The following is a 22,647-nucleotide window of genomic DNA, read 5'->3' on the forward strand; positions in this document are numbered from 1 at the left end:
GTTAACCCAATTATTTTAAATGTTCACAAGAGGTCTATTCCTTACTGCTCATTTAAAACAACCAATGCTTCAACGCCTTCTCGTTTATTTAAATCTGAAAGATAACCACTTGCCTCGTCTTTTGAATTGAAACCACCAATTCTCACACGATACCAACGGCCCCTGTCAGGAATGTCAGCAATCATCATATATGCAGGGTAGCCAAGCTTTTTCCATTTTTCTACGATACCGTTTGCTTCTGGAAGCTCTGGGTATGAACCCACTTGAATTGAATATCGCGCAGAGTCGGAAGATTTTACACGCACAACTCCCGATGGTGTTGCATCAGGGCTATCAGCAACTTCTTCACTTGGGCTTGCTTCAATTTTTTCTGCAACCATATTTTCTGTTGCTGCTTCTTGTTTCACTTCCACTCCATTTTTTACAATTTGCACAGCTTCTTGCTTCATCGCATCAACTTTATCTTGCGTGGGCCTTGCCTGCAACATCGCTGCTATGCGTTCTTTAAGCTCTGGTGTTTTTGCTTTATCCATTAACTCTTGAGCCAACTTTAAAACTTCAGGATCATCGGTGGTTTGAACGGTAAGCTTTGGTGAATAATCCGAAGGTGAATCGGCAACAGTTTGTGAAGCTTCAAGAGAAACGGGAAGACCTAAAAAATCGGCGCCATATTTCGCTCCCAGATAAAAAACAAAAAAGAGCGTAAACACTTCAAGCAAAAGAATGGAAAAAAATTGCCCAAAGGTAAATCTGCAAAAAAAGCTATCGTCTTGTTGCTGTTTTTTATGGCGTTGGTACTCGCTCACACATCCTCCCGGCTTTCTTCGCTTTGCTCACGCGACATTTCTTCAGGAGCTGATATCCCCAAGGTTGTAAGACCACTTCGTAGCACAATCTGAATATTTTTCAAGAGATAGAGCTTGGCCTCACTTATTGCCTTATCGTCAGAGAGAACACGGTAGCGATCATCTGATTTTGCGAGACTATAAAACGTTTGAAATTTACGGGCAAGGTCTAACAAATAAAAGGCAACTCGATGTGGCTCCAAGTACGTAGCTGACGCAAGCAGAACTTTTGGATACTCCAGCAAAAAGCGAACCAGCTCTAATTCCGCCGGCAACGAAAGGTGCTGCAGGTTTGGAGACGAAGACAACTTGATACCAAGAGAATCTGCCTTTCGGAAAATGCTGGCAATTCTAGCGTGCGCATATTGGATATAAAACACGGGATTATCGGGAGATGCAGTCCTGGCCAGTTCAAGATCGAAATCTAACTGCGCCTGATGCGAACGCATTAAAAAGAAATAGCGACAAACATCTTTTCCTATCATTTTGGTAACATCTGCCAGGGTTTCGTAGGTAGCACGTCTGGTAGACATGGAAACCAACTCACCCTTCCGCAGCAAATTGACCAACTGAATTAACACCGCTTGAAAGTGATCCGCAGAATACCCCATGGCCTGAACGGCAGCTTCCATGCGCTTTACATAGCCGCCATGATCGGCTCCCCAAATATCGATAACGCGGTCAAAACCTTGCTGGTATTTGTGATAATGATAGGCAATATCGGCAGCAAAATAGGTGAGACTCCCATCACTTTTGCGCAGCACTCTGTCCTTATCGTCTCCAAACTCCTGACTTTTAAACCAAAGCGCGCCATCTTGTTCGAAGAGAAAACCTTTGGTCTGCAAATAATCTAATGCCTCTTGAATTTTGTTTGCTTTGTGAAGTTCTGTTTCGAAAAAATAAACATCGTGCTCAACGCCAACATCTTTCAAGTCTTGCTTGATCTCGGCTAAAATAAGATCACCTGCGTAGCTACCACAAAAGGCAATGGCTTCTTCTTTCTTTTCATCGCAAAATAAATTTGCTTGTTGCTTCAACACATCAGCAGCAAGAGAGATGATATAATCACCTTGATAGCAATCTTCGGGAAAAGATATCTTCTGTCCTTTTAGTTCTAAAGCGCGAAGAAAAACGGAAAGTCCAAGCGTACGCATTTGAACACCGGCATCATTCACATAATACTCTTTTGTAACGTCATACCCTGCCTTTTTCAAAATGCTTGCAAGCGCATCTCCATATATAGCGCCTCTTCCATGTCCGATGTGTAGCGGACCCGTTGGATTGGCACTTACAAATTCAATTTGAATTTTTTTTCCTTTTCCAAACTCTGAAGACCCAAAGCAATCGCCTTGTTCTGAAATGATACTTAAAAACTTGAGATATGCATCGCGATGAAGTGAAAAGTTGATGAAGCCAGGTCCGGCAACATCCACATTGGCGAACAAACTGTTGTTCACAAGATACGTGCGAAGAATTTCTGCAATTTCTCGCGGCTTTTTTTGTTCTGCCTTTGCTTGAGCAAGTGCGATGTTGCTTGCATAATCTCCGTGATCACTTTGCTTTGGACGGGAAACATCGATCATGTCTGGACAAGCGCACTGCAAATCTTTTGCCAATCTCGCTTCATGATAAGCTTGAATAATAGCTTCTCTTACTTTTTGTTCTATCATTGTTCACTCATTTTTGGTCCAAGGATCAAAATCTTTAAAGCTTCAGGATGAAGATATTTTTCTGCAACCTTTTTTATTTTTTCCGTAGTTACTTTCCCAATTTCGTCTTTATATATTTCTAAATAATTTTTGGGATAGCCATAAAAAGCATAAATCACTTCGTGCTTCACAATTTTTTCTGGTGCATCAAAAGCAAAAATGAGCTGATTCAAAAGGGCATCTTTTGCGAGCGCAAGCTCATGTTCAGTAACTCCCTCTTCAACAATTACCTCCAAATGCTGCTTCACTCTCTCAATCACTTCATTGGTGGACGAACTCTTGGTTGCAACGCTAATCGTAAAATCTCCATAATCCGTTTGTGGAGAAAACTCTGAAGAGATCCCATAGGCTAATCCTCTCTTCACCCTAATATCCGCCATAAGCCGGCTGCTAAAACCCCCACCCCCTAAGATATAGTTGAGCAGCAGTAAAGCATATTTATCAGGGTTACTTCGCTTTATTCCCAAATGCCCCATACGAATAAAGGATTGGGTAAGTGGGCGCGCAAGGTGCTTGGTTTCCGCCTGAAAGGCAAGTTCAAGTGGAGCCGGTTGAGGGAGTGCTTCTGCCTCTGAAAAAGCTGGCAAACGATCAAAGTAGCGCTGTAACATGTCTACCACTTCCTCCTCATGAAAATCTCCTGAAACAGCAAGCATCATCTGCGAAGGAACAAAAGCTTTTTGATGAAAGGCACGAACATCTTTTTGTGAAATAGTTGCAACACTTTTTGCATTCGCTTGACGAACCCACGGATTATCCCTTCCAAAAAGCAAAGCCGAAAACTCACGTTCCACAAAGGTTTGCGGGTTATCCTTTTCTCGTTTCAGTTCCTCGAGCAAATTTTTCTTAATGGTTTGCAAACGTTTTGCATTGAGTTGAGGCTGAAAAAGGGTGTCGAGAAAAAGTTCCAAAGCAGGATGAAGATCTTCGCTTAAGGCATGAAGGCTCACACTCGAAAATTCTTTTCCCGCACTTGAATTCAGTTCAATTCCTAAGGTGTCTTTTCGTTTATCAACTTCACTCGGACCTAAATTTCCTGCTCCACCATAATCAAGCAAGGCGCTGGTAATCTCACTCAATCCCACTTTATCCTGCGGATCTTGAAGTGTTCCAGCCTTCACTAAAGCATAGGCACGAACAACCGGTAATGTATGATCTTCCAAAAAGAAGCACTGCAAACCATTTTTTAATGTCACCACATGTGCTTGCGGTGGAGCATAACTTTTTAACTTTTTACTCTGAAGCTCTTCAAGATTGTACTTCTTGCTTGCGCAGGAAAAGAGAACGAAAATGAAACATGCTGCAAGAATATACTTTCCGTATTTCATAACCCGTGCACCCTTTCTACCTTCACCATATTTTCAGGAACAAAATACGTTTTTAAAACACGGCTCATGTCTTCTGCTGTTACAGCAAATAGCTTGTCTGGGTAATCATTTAGAAGTTCCCAACTGTGAAAATTAACTTCAAAACGTGCGAGTGCCAGAGCTAAATTCATATTTTTTTCAAGCGCGAAGACAAATGAAGACTTCACTCTCTTTTTGAGAAGAAGCAACTCTTCAGAACTGAGAGGATTTTTTTTTAGCTTTTCAATCTCATCTAAAATACTTGCTTCCACTCGAGCCAGTGAAGCTTTTCCAACCGGCTCTGCCCAAATAAGGAAAAGATTCTCCATGCGAGAACCTGGAAAGTCGCCACTACAACTTACGCTGGATGCAATTTCTTCATCGAAGATAAGTCGTTTTTCAAGCCGCGAAGATTTTCCATCGCACAGAAGTGTGAGCAACATATCAAAAACAAACTCATCTTCGTGAGGAAGTGTTAGCTTGTGAAACGCCAGCACAAGAGCGTTTGAAGCTTCAGATTTGAAACTTGTGCTCACATTTCCATTTTTAAACTGAAGAGCTGGATCAGTTGAAAGTTTTCCAGAAGGTAAAAAAGAAAAATACCGAGAGATAAGTTTTTTCGTTTCGGAAAGATCTAGACTGCCCACTAAAACTCCGGTCATATTCTTTGCGCCGTAAGAGCGCTTGTGAAATTTTTTGGCATCAAGATCAGTCAGTCTTGCAATGTCTTCTTCGGAGCCAATAGCAGACCAATGATATGGCCCCTTGGAAAAGGCATTGTTTAAGACAAGTTCCACGAGTAATCCATCAGGATTATTTTCTAAGCTTGTTCTTCGCTCTTCAATCACCACATTTCGTTCAATGTAAAAATCTCTGTAGACGGGCCTTCCCACCATTTCGGACATCGCATACATCCAAAGCCCCAAACGATTGGAAGATAAACTTGCATGGAAGGTTGTAACATCCTTTGAAGTAAAGGCGTTAAAGTCTGCAACCCCATTTTTTTCCATGAGATCCCATACTTGTTTGGCGTCTTGGTATTGGGCAATTTTTTTATACAAGAGCGCAAGCTCTGTAGTGAGTTCTGTATAACGTTCTGAAGTTTTGTCGGGATAGAGTTCTGTGCGTTCACGTTCAAGTTGATTTATTTTTTCAAGAAGAGGAGCTTCTTTCCGAAAATCTTTTGTACCAAGCCTTTCCGAACCCTTAAAGGCCATATGTTCAAACATATGGGCAAGCCCAGTTTTTCCTTCCGACTCATCTACGCTTCCAGCACGAACCATAATGACACCAGAAAAAACTGGAGCTTGAGGACGTTGAATAATCAACCAACGCATACCATTCGGAAGCGTAAATGCTTCAACTTGTTCTTTGAGGTGTAAATCTGCTGAAAAAACTTGGGATGAAAAAAAGAAAAGAAAAATAAAAGGAATAAAAATTTTCTTCATTCAAGGTCCTTGGCAAGGAATTCGCGATCACGTTTCCCTAATGGACTCAAAAAAAAATGCAACGTTTAATCAAATACTTCCGCAGCATTCTCTCTTAGAAATGTTTTCCTTTTTTCCAGTAACCAATGCACTTCGAGGCAAGCCTTGCAGCAATAAAATTTGAACCATGACTGCCCTCTTTTGGCATCAGCTCTACGAGGTCCATTCCAACAACTTCTTTTTCTTGCATAAGACGTCGCAAAAATGAGCTTGTGTGCAACCAGCTAAGGCCGCCTGGCTCTGGAGTTCCGGTATCTGGAACAAGGGAAGGATCTAAACCATCGATATCGATGGTAAGATAGACTTTTTCGGTTTTGATTGCCGCCAGCGCTTGGTCAATCCATTCTGGATTGCGGTGAATGTGATGAGCAAAAAAGACTGGCAATTTATCTTTTTTAATCCAAAGAGCTTCTTCCTTAGAAAGAGCACGAATTCCAATTTGAACGGCAGGAAATTTTTCCAAAATTCTTGCCATCACCGAAGCATGGGAAAGCGGAGTTCCCTCATACTCTTGACGTAAGTCTGCATGGGCATCGATTTGCACCACGGTGAGGTCTGGATGAAACTTGCCAACCGCACGCACAACAGGAGCGGATATGGTGTGCTCTCCTCCAAAAACGAAGGGAAGTTTTTTATCTTTTACAATGGCTTCAACTTCTTTTTCAATCAGTGCTACAGATTCTTCTAAGGTAAGATCTTCAAACTGAAGCGAAGCTTTTGTGTGAAGCCCAAGAAGAAAAGGCTCATCATCAATTTCTTCATCATAAAACTCTACTTGAGTAGACGCCTGCAAAATAGCTTCTGGCCCATTAGCTGTACCTTTTGCATAAGAAGTTGTCTTCTCAAGTGGTACCGGCAAAAAAACAACTTTCGCTTTTTCGTAAGTTGCTTCCGATTCGCTGAGACCTAAAAATTGAATTGAATGTCCACTCATGCTTACCTCAAGGAACAAAAACAACGCCAGCTACAACAGTTGTCCATAAACCTGATTTATCACCAACGGCTGATTGAGTAACGGCGGTTGTTTTCACGATTTCACCAGAAATAGTCCAAGTACCTTTTCGTTCGTTCCAATCTTTTTCTGCGTCAAACTGCACGCCCAAAGTTGTGGCTAACATTTCGGCAGCGAGATCTTCGGCATAATCTCCAGCCTGCTTTTCAGTTTGTCCAGAGCTGTGATGCTCCGAGATATAACCGTGATGATCTTCGTTCTTGGGAAGCGAAATACCAACGGAGGCAGCAATAAGACGATGAGGTTCATTGGTTGCAACGTCAGACAAGACGCAGTGTACGATTTGCCCAGGATTGAGGTGGAGCACACCTTTATTCCGCTGAACAATTTTACAATGTGGTGGGAGGATACTTGAAACCCTCACAAGATTAAATGGCGCAATCCCGGCGTCTCTTAGAGCATGCTCAAAACTTTGAAGCTTTTCACGATGTCTTCCAACACCCTTTGTGAAAAAGAACCTTTTTGGAACGTATCCTGGCATAGAACCTCCCTCTGTTTTTTTAATTTGGGGCCGCTCACTAACACAGCACCAAAAGCACGACAAGCATAAAAAAAGGCGGCCCTCATTTTTAGGCCGCCCTTTCCTAGAACATCTCTAATTACTTCTTCTTTTTACGAGCTGGTTTTCTTTTTGCTGCTTTTTTAGCTGCTTTTTTCTTTGTAGCTTTTTTTCTTTTTGTAGCTTTTTTCTTCGCTACTTTTTTCTTTGTTGCTTTTTTTGCTGTTGATTTTTTCTTTACTGTTTTTCTTTTTTTCATACGAGCTCCCCTCCTTTGGGAAAAAATGTTAGTTGTGCTTTAAGACATAAAGAATTCTATTGAATTATATAAATATAGTCAAACTATTTTTATAATCTACATATAAATTATATATAATTATAGGTCTTCTTTTTGTGGGATATTTTTGCAGCGGACAGCGGAATATGATGAGGAGTGAATTTGAGAAGTGCGTTAAAAAATGAGCTTGCTACTTCTTTCGATTTTTTTGTGATAATTTTTTTTTATTTTTTTTTGAAGCGAAAGAAAAAAAACGAACTTCTGTAGCCAATAGTTACTTTTTTTCTTCTGCTTTTGTTCGTTGCGTTTCGTTTCTTCTCAGTAGTTTTTTCTAAAAAAATGGAAACGTTTCCTTAGCAATGATCAACGCTAAAAGTGATTTCGCGTTTAAATATTTTTTGAAAAAAATGAAGTGAACGGCAACGGTTGATATAGCTTCATTACATGCCTTCTCAACTTTTCAATCTCAATTTCAAAATATTTTTCAAATAGTTTAAAGTTGAACTTCAATATTTTCACTTCCGTTTTTGAAAGTGAAACCGAAAAAAAATGTTGTTCTAGAGAAAAAAGATGAGTGAAGGAAAACTTTAAAGCAGCAAAAAAAAATGACCCAAATTGGGCCATTTTTGAATGCATGAAAAGTATACAGTTTATTAAGGATTGGTGAGCAAACACTGTCTTAACTCACCTACTGTTTCGGCTAGTCTATCTGCTCCGGCATTTCGGAGTTCTTCTCTGGTGCCATAGCCGTAAGAAACTCCAATAGAGGTGCATTGGCACTTTTTGGCGGCATCTATGTCTGAGGCTCTGTCTCCAATAAAGACAGGTTCCATAATTTTTTCATCTTTAATCACTTGCTGAAGCACTTCCTGTTTCAAGAGTGGCTTTTTGAGCGCTGAGCCATAAATTTTGGTAAACAGGCCCCGGATACCCAAATGATCTAAAACCATCTCACATGAAGCTGTAGGCTTGTTGCTGGCCACATACAGCTTCGCCTCTTTAGAGACGGCGTCGAGCAAACCCACAATGCCGGGATAGAGCCTGTGCTCGGCAATACCTTCTTTGTGAAAGCGCTCGCGGTAGGAATCGATACACTTCTTTACGAAGCGCTTATCTTTGCGGCCTGTGACCGTAATGAAGATTTCCTCGAGAGAGTACCCAATGTAACGTTTAAGACGCTCAATAGGAACAGTCTTCTCACCCTGCTGCTTAAGGGCATAGTTGATACAACGTGGGATGGCCGTGCCAGGATTCACAACGGTTCCATCAAGATCAAAGATATAGGCTTTACTTTTTTGGTTGTTCATGAGCGGGGGCTTGTAGATGAAATACTTTATTTTTTCAAGAAAAAAAACTCAAACCATTGTAAATACTTGGGTTTTTGATCATCCACGTTTCTGCTCTAGTTGCGCTAAATGCCTTTTTAGGCGCATTTGGGCCGTCTCACCAGCGTATTCCAAAAGAAATTTTAGACAGGCCGGCCCTATAATTTCGTTGACGGCAATAGCCGCAATACAAATAGTTTTAAAGGTACCACCCCATTCTTGGAATGCTTGAGAAACTAAAAGAACCATTCCAATGCTCACCCCCGCCTGTCCAATAAACCCAAGCCAAGAAAAACGGCGGATAAAGACATCTTCACCAGACAATTTTGTGCCGACAAAAGTTCCAAAAAACGTAACGAGAAGACGAATCAAAACAAGGAAAAGGGCAATATGCCAATACTCCTGCATGGCAACAAGATTGATACTTGCACCAGCAAGAGAAAAGAACATGATGTAAACCCACAGCGATCCCCGCTCAACTGCAGTTATGAAGTCTTCCCCCCATGGCGTAAAGTTTTCCACCAAAAATCCTGCAGAAAGGCACGTCAGTAAAAAGTGAAGATGTAAAAGTTCTGTAAAATAAACAATGAAAACGGAAAGCCCCAGCACGAACAACACCAACTCTCTGCGAATAAAACGAAGGTAAAGTGAAACAAGTATTGCAATAACTCCACCTGCAAAAAGTGATGCGATCATATTGAGCAACTCATGAGAGAGTTCTCCCAATTCAATTGCCTGTCCACTGTTCAAACTTTTCGCAAGTGCCATACAAAAAACAAAAAGGAGAAGGACCAACACATCTTTAATGACGGTAACACCCAGAACGATGTCGGTAAGTCGCCCTTTCGATTTCGTTTCAACAATAACTGCAACCGTAGCAGCTGGAGAATTTGCTGTAGCAATAACTCCAAAAAGAATTGCGATGGAAAGTGATGTGAACAGTGGTAACTGGCCAAGAGGATGAAAAAAATGCAAGCCCAGTAAAGTAAGAAGAGAAGCTCCAAAAAAATGAATTATAATTTGTGACGTCGTAAGGGTTAAAATTGTTCTCAGTGATTTTTTTACATTTTTAAGTCTCAACGCACCACCAGCTGTAAATGCTATGAGCGCAAGAGCAAGATGGTCAATAGGCTGAAGCAAAAGCATAGAATCGAAAGAAATAAAACCAAGAAGGTATGGTCCACAAACAATTCCACTCAGAATATATCCCGTGATGTGAGAAAGATGAATTTTTTCAGCGATGCGACCAAAAAGAAATCCAATCACTATCAGCAAACCAAGTGAAAATGCAGCTTTCCCGCTTTGAGCATCACTGGCGTAACTCAGGTGATAAATAAAATAAGTAAGAAGAGCGAGGGAAAGAATAAGAAAGATCTTTTTCATCCTTCCCCCAAAGTTTTTATAAAACTCCTTACCGTAAAAATACTGGCAAGCCCATTGAAAAGAAATGTAGTTAAAACAATCGTCACCAAAACCGAACCCAATTCACTTGGATAGAGAGAATAAAAATCTAGTGCAATGGCAATAGCCACTCCTCCTTGTGTAATCAGCGCAGCTCCAAAACGAGCGGGATAATCTAAACGCACATTGGCTAATGAAAGTGCGGATTTTCCTCCCACTACTTTTCCCAAATACCTGCTGAAAAAAACAAGAAGCGAAAAGAGAACTAAAGGAAGTTGCGGAATCCAAATGGAGCCACTGATGATAAGCAGTAAACCATAAAGAGGTTTTTCAGAAAGAGCTAAACTTCTGTATATTTTGTCACTTTGGAGATTGAGATTTGTAAGTGTCAATCCAGCAACAGTTCCACAAAAAAGTGCCGACAGCTTAAGTAAAGTGGATATGCCTGCAAGCAAAACAACCAGCGCTACCATCATGGCGAGTCTTTCGTTTTCAGAAAGCCGCAATGCGAAAAGCACATGAAACAAAAAACCTAAGACCGCACCCAAAAACAAAGAAGTAAGAAACCATTGCCATCCAGAAATATAAGCATCACCTACAAATTGATTAAAGTGCAAAAGAGAAACAACAAGCCCAAACAAAAGCACTGCAGGAATAGAATCAATTGTAGAAACATATCGAAGCATGCGCGAAACACGACCATGAGCTTTAAACTTTCGCGAAATAGAATCTACCACTTTTGGTGTGGAACATGAAGAAGCCACGCCAATGGAAAGCGACAGCAGCAAGCATTGCATAAGCGAAAGTTTTGGTGTCATGAACGAATAGCTTGAAAAGAAAAAGAACACAGACACTACCAAAAAAGTAATAATGTTTTGGGTGATGGCAATGACGTAATTGCTAGGAGCTAAAATTTTAATATCAGAAAATCTTAGTTGCAATCCTAGTAAAAGCCCAACGCAACTGAGAAGAATGTGAATCAAAACATCAAAATCATTTAATACGCTGATGGAAAGAATATTCGCCACTTGTGGCCCAAAGAAAAAACCCAAGAGAACAAATTCGAGACCATAAATGAAAAAAAGATAAGATTCAATTTTGAATCGGCGAATGCGAAATGCCCTCTCGGAAAGAAGGTAAGAAAGAAGAACAAGACTAAGGCAGAAGACAATAAATTTCATAAGGGAGAAACAATATGTTTACTGCGTCTTCAGAAATGCGCCTGAAACCGTATTGACGGGAACGGTAAAAAGGAAACCATTCCCCTTTTCACTGAGTCCACCGCACGTTTCTTCAATAAGCTTCACTGCTTCTGGGACCTGTTCTTCGGTGACCACAGAAAGAACAACATTACTTCCAATATTTCCACCGGGCAAAAGGCCTTTGAGTCCTGCAAAAATGGGAACATCCGCAGAGAGAATTTGCCCCATTCCCCTACTGTCAATAACAGTCGCACCCTTGATGCCAAGTTCCATAAAGCCAGCTAAGATATCATCGAGGTAACGCGATTGTTTGATGATAACAACGAGGAGCTCTAACTTTTGCACACCGCTCATAATCTTCTCCGCTTAAATAAGGAAGTGCATACAAAGCAGAAAAAAACTTAAGAATCAAGCGGCATGTTGCCAGAGAAAAAGAGGATCATTCAAAAAGTTGAGTTCTGATAAGAGTTGAGTGTCGATCTTGGCCAAGAGAGACAATGGAAATAGGAACTTCAAGCAATTCTTCAATACGCTTGATGTAAGAAAGTGCCGCAGCAGGTAAATCTTCATAGCGATGCACGTTTGAAATGTCTTCGTCCCACGCAGGATGTTCTTCATAGAGCGGAGTGCATTGTGAAAACTCATCTTCAGATGCGGGATAACCTGGAAACGATTCGCCATTGTATAAATAGTCGGTACAAATCTGCAGATTTTTTAGGCCGCTCAGCACATCCAATTTTGTAAGTGCGATGTGAGTGATACCATTTACTTGCACCGAATATTTAAGCAACTTGATATCCAACCAGCCGCAACGTCGCTTTCTGCCTGTAGTTGCACCGAATTCATGTCCATTTTTTCCAATGTACTCGCCAATCTCATTGGAAAGTTCAGTTGGAAACGGACCACTTCCCACTCGCGTGGTATAAGCCTTCACCACACCCAAAACGCCATCTATAGAAGTGGGACCAAGACCTGTACCACTTGTAGCTCCACCAGAGATTGTGGTGGAAGAAGTTACAAAAGGATAGGTTCCGTGATCAACATCAAGCTGAGTGCCTTGCGCACCTTCAAGTAAGATATTTTTATTCGCACGTTTTGCATCTGCAAGAAGAAAAGTTGTGTCTCGAATAAAGGGAGCCAAACGCTTGGCCCACATGGTACAAGATTGAAAAAGCTCATCAAAGCCAAGAGCTGTTCCACCCAAATCTTTAAGTTGTTTATTTTTGTAGATAAGAATTTCTTGAAGCCGAAGGGAAAGTGCTGGCAGATTCAAAAGTTCACCAACTCGAATTCCAAATCTTGCCACTTTATCTTCATAACAAGGGCCAATGCCACAACCTGTTGTTCCGATGGATTTTTTCCCACGATGCTCTTCGCGTAATTTATCAAGTTGTTTGTGATAAGAAAAAAGCAGATGCGCTCTGTTGCTGATGGCGAGAAGATTTGGAGTTACACTGCGACCTCTCTCTTGCAACATTTCCATTTCACTCAGCAAAGCATCGGGGTCTAACACCACTCCGTTTCCAATAATGCAAACGGTCCCATCGTGAAGAATGCCTGAAGGAAGCAGATGTAAAACGGTTTTCTCCCCTTCTACAACAACGGTATGGCCTGCATTTGCGCCGCCTTGATATCTGGCAACATAATCAACTTTAGGTGACAAAAGATCTACAATTTTTCCTTTTCCTTCATCACCCCATTGAGAACCGATAATTACATACGTTGCCATAATACTCCCTAAGCCAAAATAAGTTTTTCTAAAATTGCTTTTTGAACGTGCAAGCGATTTTCGGCTTCATCAAAGATGCGCGATTGTGGGCCATCCATCACTTCGTCTGTAATTTCTTCATTTCTATGCGCTGGAAGACAATGCAAAACAATGGCATCCTTAGCAGCGTGAGATAAAAGTTCTGCATTCACTTGATATGGCATGAAAAGTTTTTTCTTTGCTTCTACATCTTCACCTTCTTGCCCCATGCTAATCCAGGTATCTGTGTTGATTACATCAGCAGATTTTACGGCGGCAACGGCATCATTCCCAATATGAATTTTTTCAGATTTCCCAAGTTGTTGGATTTTTTCTCTCATCATGTGAGGCACTTCATATCCGGACGGGCATGCTATAGAAAGTTCGAAGCCCAAAATAAGCGCAGCATTAATCCAACTATTACACATGTTGTTGCCATCACCAACGTACGCAATTTTAAGGTTTGTAATATTTTCTTTATGTTCTGAAACAGTAAAAAGATCCGTTAAGACTTGGCAAGGATGATACAAATCAGAAAGACCATTGATGACAGGAACTGACGAGCCTTCCACCATTTCCTCCAAACGACTTTGCTCAAAAGTGCGATGCATAATGGCATCGACATATCGTGAAAGAACGCGGGCGGTATCTTGATAGGTTTCACCTCTTCCAAGCTGAGATGCTGCTGTAGTAATGTTAAGCGCGTGACCCCCAAGTTGAAACATGCCTACTTCAAAAGAAACTCTTGTTCTGGTAGAGGATTTTTCAAAAACCATCGCCAGCGTTTTTCCCTCTAGCGGTCTATGGCTTCTTCCCGCTTTGAGTTCTTTTTTCATCCACGCCGTTCTCTCGAAAAGATTCATGATATCATCAGCGCTAAAATCGAACATGTGACGAAGGTGTTTTGGCATATTCATCCTTTACGGTAAAAGTGGATTACAAAAGGCAATCAGCTATGCTTTTGGGTGCGTACGATCATAAACTTCGGCCAGTTTTTCAACACTTACATGAGTATACTTCTGAGTGGTTGAGAGGCTCGAGTGACCTAACATTTCCTGAATTCCTCGCATATCAGCACCAGCACCGAGCAAGTGAGTAGCAAAAGTGTGGCGTAACACGTGCGGCGTGACCACTTTTTGTATTCCTGTAACCTTAATATATTTTTGTACCATCCGCTCTACACTGCGCGCGGTAATTCTCCCGCCTCTTCTATTGATAAAAAGCGGAGCTTTTTCGCTGAGGTGAGGATAGTAAAAAATTCGTTTTTCTTTGTAGTCATGTAAAACTAAACAGGCCTTTTCGCCCACAGGAACAATACGTTCTTTTCCGCCTTTACCTTTAATTTTGGCTTCCATGAGGGAGAGATCTAAATCGTCTGCATTTAACGATACCAACTCACTCACGCGCAAACCAGATGAATACATCAGCTCAAGCATCGCCTGGTCGCGAAGGCCTAGAAAGTCTTTTGGGTTGGGGGCTTTAAGCAATGAAAACATTTCATCGACGGTGAGAAATTTTGGTACTTTTTTTGGAATTTTTGGACTCACCACATCTTGAGCTGGATTTACACTCATCCATTTCGACCTTACACAATAGTGAAAAAAAGTACGGAGTGAGGCAAGTTTTCTGGCAACAGAGCTAGCAGATTTGCTGTCAAAAAGAGTGCGAATATATTCACGAACTTCTTTGCTTTCGATGGAAGCAAAAACTTTCAAACAATCATTCTTCACATCAGGATTTTTTGCAAAAAGGAAATCAAGAAATTGCCGAATATCGCCCAGATAATTTTTATGCGTATGCACCGACATGCGCCTCTCGTCACGAAGATACGAAGAAAACGCGTTGTAAACTTCTTCTGCCGTCATATGCTCCCCTTTATAAAGACTGTGCTCCAAACAAGTGGCCCTCACATATTTGAGCTCACCAGACAAAGCAACCGATTTTTTCAAGGTATAGTTTTTGTTTAGATATTCTGAAAAGGTATTTCTATTTACGGCACACAAATCTGATGAGACCAAGCGGAAGAAAAGCAAAAAGGAGGAAAAAAGTTACAACATTGAATCGTTGTGATGCATCATCAGAAACAACAAGTGAACAGGTACCTCCCGATGACTGAGGAATGTAGAACGAATTTAATTTTGATGAAGCTTCATTTGTTTTATCAGCACTACTTCCTTGAGCTGGCTTGCTTATTACACTTCCAATTGAAGCACTGGCAGAACTTGAACTTCCCGAAGATGCTCCACACTGCTTTATTTGGGCATCATACACATCTGGAATGTCATTATTGTTTATGTCGCTCAGTTGTTCATCTTTGTCTGGGCAGCCATCATTATCTGAATCTGCATCAAGATAATTCGGAATAGTATCGCAATCTATGTCAGCTGCAGATTCGGGAGTACAAGCACCTTCAGTAACAAGGGAATCCAATTCAAAATCTGGATATTCATCGTGGTTAAAATCTAACCTGAGTTCCACACCATCTTCAATGCCATCATTATCGGTATCTTCACTGCTTGGATCAGAATCATCATCTTCAATCCAACCATTTCCATTTTTATCTTCTTCCCCATCTCTAATGCCATCGCCGTCGCTGTCGGGATTCAGCGGATCCAAACGTTGTGGAAAAGCATAATTGGTGCCGCCATCACTCAAACCATGGCAGGTGCTAGAAAAATCTCCGGAACTTTTGTAGCCCATCTCAACTCCATCCGAAAGTCCATCACCATCACTATCGCAATCATTCAACTTCGTTCCCGCAATTTCTTCAATACCATCTGGAACGCCGTCGCCATCACTATCGGCTTCCAAACTATTTGATTCTCGTTCATCCAGTTCGTTGTTACGATTTCTATCACCTTCATCACCATCTAAAATGTCATCGCCATCACTATCAGCTTTTAACGGATCTGTTTCACGATTTTTTTCTGTTTCGGGATGCAAAGAAACAGCTCCATTTAAATCCCAGTCTTCCTCTCCATCGGAAAGACCGTCTCTATCTGTATCTGCAAGTGTTGGATCGGTAAGCGTTGTTGGATTTTCGTCATACAAAAAAGCAATATTTTCACTTTGCACAACCGTTTCACCGTCTGCATTCACATTGAATGGAATCACATTACTCATTTCAACATTCATCTTTTGAAGCTGCACAAAACATGCAGGAGAAAGGACGAGCATTTTTTTCACAGGAGCACGGCGAGCAAGAAATTCAACTTCCTCTTTCGTCACACCCAGCTCAAGCCCGTCAGGAAGGCAATCGCCGTCGCTGTCTGGATTATTAGGATCAAGCATTCTTGGATGTTGAAGCCCTCTTCCCTCTTCACTTTGAACATAAGCTTGAACATGGCCAAGCATTTTTACTTCTTCAGCATCCGTTAATCCATCACCATCTGTATCCGGATTGAGGGGATCCGTTTCTCCTTCGCCTACATCAATTTTTCCATTTCCATTTTTATCTTCCTCATCATTGTTCAGCCCATCACCATCCGTATCAATGCTCATCCCCAGTAAAGAAACTTGGCTTAGTTCAGAGGAATGTTGATAGTAAGTACTGCTTACAATGGCACGAAGAGATTCAGGAATTTCATCACTGGAAACAGAAAGAACAAATCTTCCATTCTCAGGTGAAACCGAAACATGACCGAGACTTTTTATCTTTTTTCCAGCATTGGAAGAGGAGAAGACTTCAACCTTTAACTCATCGGCCGAAAGGTGTCTGGATGAAAAAGGTTCAAGCGGATCAGAAGGCAACAGCACATATCCAGAAATCACCAAGGTATTGTCATTACGCTCTGCGCTCCCCACTAAACTTTTCACACCAGGAAATGGAAAATGTGAAATAATGAGATCGTCACTTTTCTGTTGAATATCACCATTAGCTGAGAAGCCTGTCCCTGCTATCTCTACGGTTCGTATGTTTTTTATCGAAGGAGAAATATCAGCGTTGCAAAATAAACTTGGCTTTGCATTTGCCACGTATATTCCAGCTTTTTTATTGTTCGCCACATGATTCAGCACCAACTCACCTTGAATTTTTTCGGCAGAAAATTGAACTCCATCGGCATGAACCAATACTCCACTTCCAGAATACGCTTGTGGATTTTGCTCAAAAAGAACTTGTGTTGCTTCATGCTGTGAAAGATCACCATTTGGCTGAGCTAAGTTTTGTCTACACAGATCTTGCCGAAAGCGAAGTTGTTTACAGCTTTCATCATTTTCATCATCACAGTTCCGCGCAAAAATTTGGGCGCAATATTTTCCTTCAGCTGCAAGCATTGCGCATGCTGCAGAAGTGTGCACGCGTGAAGTCGTACACGTTTCTTCTCTCGTGCCATTATCGTGAATAGTGTTTCCACGAAGACTAATATTCTGTTTTCTTTTTTCCGCTGCACCCGCGCAATCGTACTGTTCGTCACTTTCAATCACGACGCCATTCAGTGCATTTGAAGAGATCTCATTTTGCGAAAGAAGGTGATCATTTCCCTTTACGACTATTCCATTTTTTCCATTTCGCTTTATGCTTGTACGAATCACAAGATGCTCTGCGCCAGAGAGTTCAATGGCATTAGCACGAAAAGATTGAAGACGTATTCCATCCAAAATAATCTTTTCCCCTTGAAGGAGAAAAGCCGACTGCAGTTTTTCATCTCCATCAAAAAGAATATTTTTATCGCCGGTAAAAAGAAGAAGGGGCTCGCCCAGTGTATTCTGAATGGCAGCAAGTTCATGATCTGCGGTTAATTGCATATCGGTTTGAAACGTAATGACATGAAAACGAGTTTCACCAGGATAGTATTTATTATAGCGCTCTCGATAGATGGAGTCAGAAGAAGCACAGTCACCATCCAAGGCCTTCTCCACTTGCTCTTGCAGCCCACCACGTGTAAACACGTTAGCATTTTTCACCACGCACACGGCCGCAAAACTTTTGGCAGAAGTGCAAAAGCACAAAGAGGCCACGAAGAAGATAAAAATGCTTTTCACTGAAAATGCTCTCATCCTAGTAATGTTCGTCACCTTCAGGAAAAAGTTTCGTCCTTTTTTAAGTCTTTTTCCAAGAAAAGGCACTTTTTAAACCGCTGAAATAACTCACTTTTTTTAGGCCAAAAAGGAAGCAACTTTTCGCAAGCTTGGCCGATACTGAAAAGAGAAGGAGCAAACATGCTTTCAGCAGGTGAAATTTCGATATGTGGACAACGTTATGGCGACACAAGTCTTGCCAAAGACTGTGAAGAGTACGTCAAACAATGCCGCAAGTTTGCCAAAGATAAAGCCAAAAGCTTCGTGCTTGTGGTAAAAAATGGGCCTAAGCTTTTTTCAGCTACCGAAACATTGTGCCTTCAGCACGCACTTCTTGCACCAAGCCTGCAAAAAAAGGAAAAGCCTTTCAAAGCTGCTCCAGATGAAAAAACAAAACCAAGCCCTAAAGCTCCGGCTCCTAAAGCTAAAGACGGAAAACCCACGGCAAAGTCTTCGTCTGCAGGAAAGAAAGACGTTTTCACGTTTGATGATCTTGGCTTTACGTTCCCCGCACGTTCGCCACAAGAGTTAACCCTCGTCACAAAGAAAGATGATAAATATTTTATTTCCAAGATTACGGTTGCGATAATGCGCTCCTCTAAAGGGGAAACGAGCTACACCATTTCCTCTGAAAAGGGAGTGAAGATTGGGGAAGGACCCTTCACTCTTTCGAGAAAAAGTGAATCTTCTTTTCGCTTTGTGGTGACGAGCTCTCCAAAAAATCCTTCCGACATCCTTCATGTTGAAATCATCTCTAAGTAAGCTTTTATCTTCTTCTTTCTTCTTTCCTTCTGGCACAAAGCACAAATTCTCACCTTGAAGTCTTTACAAAAGTGAAATAGCGGCTATATCAAGCCTGCTTTTCTTAACTTTTGCGAAGGGTATATACATGAGCACCAAATGTCTTGTGATTGTGGAATCTCCCACAAAAGCCAAAACGATACGAAAATTTCTCCCAAAAAACTATGTCGTCGAAGCCAGCATGGGCCACATTCGCGACCTTCCCCAATCTTCAGCGGCCATTCCCGCAAAATACAAAGATGAGGCTTGGGCAAAACTTGGGGTAAATGTAGAAAATAACTTCGAGCCTTTATATGTAGTGCCCAAAGGAAAATCGAAAATCATTACCGACCTCAAAAAGAAAATGAAAGATGCAGATGAATTGTATCTGGCAACGGACGAAGATCGCGAAGGAGAAAGCATTTCCTGGCATCTCACCGAATTGCTCAAACCAAAAATTCCAACCAAGCGCATGATTTTTCACGAGATTACAAAATCGGCTATTCAAGATGCCCTTTCACACACCCGCGCCTTGGATGAAAAATTGGTTCAAGCACAAGAGACACGCAGAATTTTGGATCGCCTTTATGGCTACACCCTTTCTCCACTTCTCTGGAAAAAAATTGCTTACGGTCTTTCGGCTGGAAGAGTGCAATCGGTAGGTCTTCGTCTTTTGGTTGAACGCGAGCGAGAACGCCGACGTTTCAAGAAAGCCATTTACTCAAGCCTAAAAGCTTTATTGCAAAAAGATAAAAAAGAATTTGAAGCAAGACTTTTAGAGTTTCAAAAAAAGAAACTTGCCATCGGAAAAGATTTCGATGCTCACACAGGCCAACTTAAAAGTGATGGAAATGTTTTTATCCTCACTGAAGAAGAAGCAAAAAAATTAAAGGACGATCTTTTCACAAAAGATTGGATTGTAAAAAGTGTAGAAGAAAAAGACGCCACACAAAAACCTTCTCCACCTTTTATCACTTCTACGCTTCAGCAAGAAGCAAACCGTAAACTGGGATTGTCAGCGCGCGACACCATGCGCGTAGCGCAAAAACTCTACGAGCAAGGTCTCATTACCTATATGAGAACTGATTCTCCTCACCTTTCGGCGCAGGCTATCAACGCTGCCAGGGGGTTCGTAGAAAAACTTTATGGAAAAGAATATCTTTCGGACGAAGTAAGGCAGTTTTCAGCAAAAGCCAAAGGCGCGCAAGAAGCCCACGAAGCTATTCGCCCGGCGGGTGATAGCTTTACGCATCCAGACGAAGCAGGCCTTACAGGAAAAGAACTTGCGCTCTACAACTTAATTTGGATGAGGACTGTTGCCAGTCAAATGGCCGAAGCAAAAAAGCGTTACATGACGGTAAAAATTGAAGTTGGTGACGCCTTGTTTTCAGCATCCGGAACACGCATCACCTTTCCAGGTTTTCTTCGCGCTTATGTAGAAGGAAGTGACAATCCAGACGCAGCGCTTGTGGATAAAGAAGTCATTCTTCCCGAAATGAAAACTGGCGACAAGGTAAACATCAAAACCCTTGAAGTGCTCAATCACGAAACAAAACCAATTGCACGTTACACCGAAGCATCACTGGTGCAACAACTTGAAAAAGATGGCATCGGTCGCCCTTCCACCTATGCAAGTATTATCGGCACCATTTTGGAACGTAACTACGCTCGCAAACAAGCAAACGCTCTCATTCCTACGTTCATTGGTTTTTCTGTTGTTCAAATTCTTGAAGAACATTTTGCACATCTTATTGATTATCATTTTACTTCGCACATGGAAGAAGCTCTGGATGAAATTGCAGAAGGAAAACGTGAACATCTTCCCTATCTCAAAGATTTTTATCTTGGCAGCTCAGGTTTAGAATCGGCTGTTGCAAAAAAAGAAGAAAAAATTGATGCCCAAAAAAGCAAAGAAATCTTTCTGGAAGGGTTAAAGAATGCGCAAGTGTTCGTGGGCAAATATGGCCCTTACCTTGTTTCAAAACAAGGCAAAGACGAAGTGAAAGCAACTATTCCAGAAGATGTCGCTCCAGCAGATCTTACCGATGAAATCCTTCATGAAATTATTGAAACCAGTAAACAAGGTCCGCAGTCGATTGGAAAAGATCCTCAAACTGGCGAAGCTATTTACTGCCTCATTGGGCGCTTTGGCCCTTATGTTCAACTGGGCGAAGTAAGTGATGACAATCCTAAACCGCGACGTGCAAGCATTCCAAAAGAAGTAAAAATTTCTGATGTTACGCAAGAGCAAGCGCTGAAATGGCTAAGCTTGCCCAGAACACTTGGCACACATCCCGAAACAGGTGAAACCATCATGGCCAACAACGGCCGCTTTGGACCATATGTGGTGCATCAGAAAGACTTCAGATCAATTAAAGCGCCAGACGATGTTTACACCATCACCTTAAAACGTGCGCTCGAAATTTTTTCTGAACCAAAGCAATATCGAAGACGCAAAAAAGCTGATGCATAATTCTCAAAACTTTTGTCATTCCCGCATGATTGAAGCGGGAATCTCATCTGACAATTTTGTTATCTGCATTTAAATAATCCGCCGGTGCATTCTTCAATTTCACCTGCGATTATTTTTTCCATCAACACTAAACTGGCCTGATGCAAGGCCAGTTTTTCTTTGACTGCAAAATCTTCCACGGTAAACAAAGACTCTAATTTGTACTTTTGTTTTTTTTCTACTTTCTGCACATCTAACTCACTTTGCCACGACAAAGCTTCGAAGACATCGTCAGCAGATTCAATAAGGACAGCACCTTCCCGAAGCAAAGCATTACTTCCTGCGCACTCTTTTTCGCCAGCCCTTCCAGGAGCAACCATCATTTCTTTGCCTTGCTGAAGTGCAAAGTCTGCAGTGATGAGGCTTCCACTTTTTTGTGCCGCCTCAATCACAATAACACCATCGGCTAAGGCACTCACAATGCGATTTCGCTGCGGGAACTGCCACGGATTGGCATCCATCTCGAGTGGAAATTCTGAAATCACAGCACCTTTGTGCGCGATCTCTTCGGCTAATTTTGCATGAGAATGCGGATACATTTTCTTGAGGCCACTTCCCAAGACAGCAACGGTTGAAGCATCAGCAAACAAAGCTCCCTTGTGCGCCGCAATGTCAATGCCATAAGCAAGTCCACTGATCACACATACACCACGCTCTGAAAGTTCTACAGAAAGCCGATATGTAAAATCCAAAGCCCACTTGCTGGCTCGTCTGCTGCCCACAATAGCCACACACTTCTGAGCTTGAAGAGGGAGTTTATGCTGCATCCACAAAAAAGCAGGAGGATCAAAAATATTTCGAAGCACGTGCGGATACGTTTCATCTGCATATGAAATCAACTTAAAATCTTGTGAAATCGAATCTGCTTTGAATCGCATTTCTCTTTTTTCGATTTCAGATTTTAAAATGTTGAGTTTTTCTGTTTCCATTCGCAGTTCTTGCGCAAGTGTAGCAAGTGGAAGATTCCAGATAAGCTTGGCGTCGCCATAACGCTGAAACAAACGTTTGGTCTGCCTTGGTCTAGAATATAAGAGTGCGTGGAGACAAAGATGAGAGATACAGAAATGCCGGTGCTGATTCATACTACCCCTTTCAGTACCGGCACTAAAAAAGTGAATAAGAAAATGAAAAACTACTTATTTATGTCCAAATGATCCTGAAAAAGAACCCGAAGACGACTCAGAAGACGGCTTGTCCGAACCTAAAGAATCCACGCGCTCCTTCAGCTCTTTGCCCACCTTAAAAAAGGGCAAGCGCTTTGGCTTCACATGAATAGACTCGCCAGTTCGAGGGTTTCTTCCCTTGTACCCGCCGTACTCTTTCACCATGAAACTGCCCAGGCCTCTTATCTCGATTCTCCCTCCACGAGCCATCACTTTGGTCATGGAATCAAAAATAAGGTTTATGGCATCTTCCGCTCTTTTTTTGGTGATTCTGGCCTTTTCAGAAATCAGCAAAACTAACTCAGACTTGGTCATAACGACCT

General features: G+C 41.7%; 19 protein-coding genes. 2 read left to right on the top strand and 17 right to left on the bottom strand.

Annotated features, from left to right (window positions below):
• Window positions 1-41: 41 nt before the first annotated feature.
• From COV43_09360 to COV43_09430, 15 genes are all read right to left on the bottom strand, one after another.
• Window positions 42-806, bottom strand: a complete 765-nt coding sequence (locus COV43_09360; protein ID PIR24605.1) for a hypothetical protein — start codon at window positions 804-806, stop codon at window positions 42-44.
• Complete coding sequence (locus tag COV43_09365; protein PIR24606.1) at window positions 803-2,515, bottom strand: arginine--tRNA ligase; 1,713 nt, start codon at window positions 2,513-2,515, stop codon at window positions 803-805. Before COV43_09365 ends, COV43_09360 begins: the two co-directional genes overlap by 4 nt.
• Complete coding sequence (locus tag COV43_09370; protein PIR24607.1) at window positions 2,512-3,882, bottom strand: hypothetical protein; 1,371 nt, start codon at window positions 3,880-3,882, stop codon at window positions 2,512-2,514. Before COV43_09370 ends, COV43_09365 begins: the two co-directional genes overlap by 4 nt.
• The gene (locus COV43_09375) at window positions 3,879-5,348 is read right to left on the bottom strand and encodes a hypothetical protein (protein PIR24608.1); all 1,470 of its coding nucleotides are present in this window, start codon (window positions 5,346-5,348) and stop codon (window positions 3,879-3,881) included. The genes COV43_09370 and COV43_09375 overlap by 4 nt, the downstream gene beginning before the upstream one ends.
• A 94-nt stretch (window positions 5,349-5,442) precedes the next feature.
• Window positions 5,443-6,321: an agmatinase gene (gene speB, locus COV43_09380; protein PIR24609.1), complete on the bottom strand. Its 879-nt coding sequence runs from the start codon at window positions 6,319-6,321 to the stop codon at window positions 5,443-5,445.
• Between the two features lie 7 nt (window positions 6,322-6,328).
• Window positions 6,329-6,880: an arginine decarboxylase, pyruvoyl-dependent gene (locus COV43_09385; GenBank protein ID PIR24610.1), complete on the bottom strand. Its 552-nt coding sequence runs from the start codon at window positions 6,878-6,880 to the stop codon at window positions 6,329-6,331.
• Between the two features lie 682 nt (window positions 6,881-7,562).
• Entirely contained in the window at window positions 7,563-7,811 is a 249-nt protein-coding gene (locus COV43_09390) for a hypothetical protein (GenBank protein ID PIR24611.1), read from the bottom strand.
• Between the two features lie 17 nt (window positions 7,812-7,828).
• The gene (locus COV43_09395; GenBank protein ID PIR24612.1) at window positions 7,829-8,482 is read right to left on the bottom strand and encodes a phosphoglycolate phosphatase; all 654 of its coding nucleotides are present in this window, start codon (window positions 8,480-8,482) and stop codon (window positions 7,829-7,831) included.
• A gap of 78 nt (window positions 8,483-8,560) precedes the next feature.
• Entirely contained in the window at window positions 8,561-9,883 is a 1,323-nt protein-coding gene (locus COV43_09400) for a hypothetical protein (protein PIR24613.1), read from the bottom strand.
• Window positions 9,880-11,082 carry a hypothetical protein gene (locus COV43_09405; GenBank protein PIR24614.1) on the bottom strand — a complete coding sequence of 401 codons (1,203 nt, stop codon included), beginning with the start codon at window positions 11,080-11,082 and terminating at the stop codon, window positions 9,880-9,882. The genes COV43_09400 and COV43_09405 overlap by 4 nt, the downstream gene beginning before the upstream one ends.
• 18 nt (window positions 11,083-11,100) lie before the next feature.
• Window positions 11,101-11,457, bottom strand: coding sequence for a hypothetical protein (locus COV43_09410; protein PIR24615.1), 357 nt, complete (start codon window positions 11,455-11,457; stop codon window positions 11,101-11,103).
• A gap of 85 nt (window positions 11,458-11,542) precedes the next feature.
• On the bottom strand, window positions 11,543-12,832 hold the full coding sequence (locus tag COV43_09415; GenBank protein ID PIR24616.1) for an adenylosuccinate synthase: 1,290 nt from the start codon (window positions 12,830-12,832) through the stop codon (window positions 11,543-11,545).
• A gap of 8 nt (window positions 12,833-12,840) precedes the next feature.
• On the bottom strand, window positions 12,841-13,761 hold the full coding sequence (gene argF, locus COV43_09420) for an ornithine carbamoyltransferase (protein ID PIR24617.1): 921 nt from the start codon (window positions 13,759-13,761) through the stop codon (window positions 12,841-12,843).
• Window positions 13,762-13,803: 42 nt separating this feature from the next.
• Window positions 13,804-14,715, bottom strand: coding sequence for a tyrosine recombinase (locus COV43_09425; protein ID PIR24618.1), 912 nt, complete (start codon window positions 14,713-14,715; stop codon window positions 13,804-13,806).
• Between the two features lie 121 nt (window positions 14,716-14,836).
• Window positions 14,837-17,848, bottom strand: coding sequence for a hypothetical protein (locus tag COV43_09430; protein ID PIR24619.1), 3,012 nt, complete (start codon window positions 17,846-17,848; stop codon window positions 14,837-14,839).
• Window positions 17,849-18,010: 162 nt separating this feature from the next.
• Here COV43_09430 and COV43_09435 point away from each other — a divergent pair, with 162 nt between their 5' ends.
• The gene (locus COV43_09435) at window positions 18,011-18,631 is read left to right on the top strand and encodes a hypothetical protein (GenBank protein ID PIR24620.1); all 621 of its coding nucleotides are present in this window, start codon (window positions 18,011-18,013) and stop codon (window positions 18,629-18,631) included.
• A gap of 127 nt (window positions 18,632-18,758) precedes the next feature.
• Window positions 18,759-21,122, top strand: coding sequence for a DNA topoisomerase I (locus COV43_09440; GenBank protein PIR24621.1), 2,364 nt, complete (start codon window positions 18,759-18,761; stop codon window positions 21,120-21,122).
• Window positions 21,123-21,181: 59 nt separating this feature from the next.
• Here COV43_09440 and dprA read toward each other — a convergent pair whose 3' ends face one another.
• Both dprA and COV43_09450 read right to left on the bottom strand, forming a co-directional pair.
• Window positions 21,182-22,243, bottom strand: a complete 1,062-nt coding sequence (gene dprA / locus COV43_09445; GenBank protein ID PIR24622.1) for a DNA-protecting protein DprA — start codon at window positions 22,241-22,243, stop codon at window positions 21,182-21,184.
• Window positions 22,244-22,297: 54 nt separating this feature from the next.
• Window positions 22,298-22,639, bottom strand: coding sequence for an integration host factor subunit beta (locus tag COV43_09450; GenBank protein PIR24623.1), 342 nt, complete (start codon window positions 22,637-22,639; stop codon window positions 22,298-22,300).
• Window positions 22,640-22,647 lie beyond the last annotated feature (8 nt).

It is taken from the genome of Deltaproteobacteria bacterium CG11_big_fil_rev_8_21_14_0_20_42_23 (genome assembly GCA_002796345.1).
Lineage (GTDB): Bacteria > UBA10199 > UBA10199 > 2-02-FULL-44-16 > 2-02-FULL-44-16 > 1-14-0-20-42-23.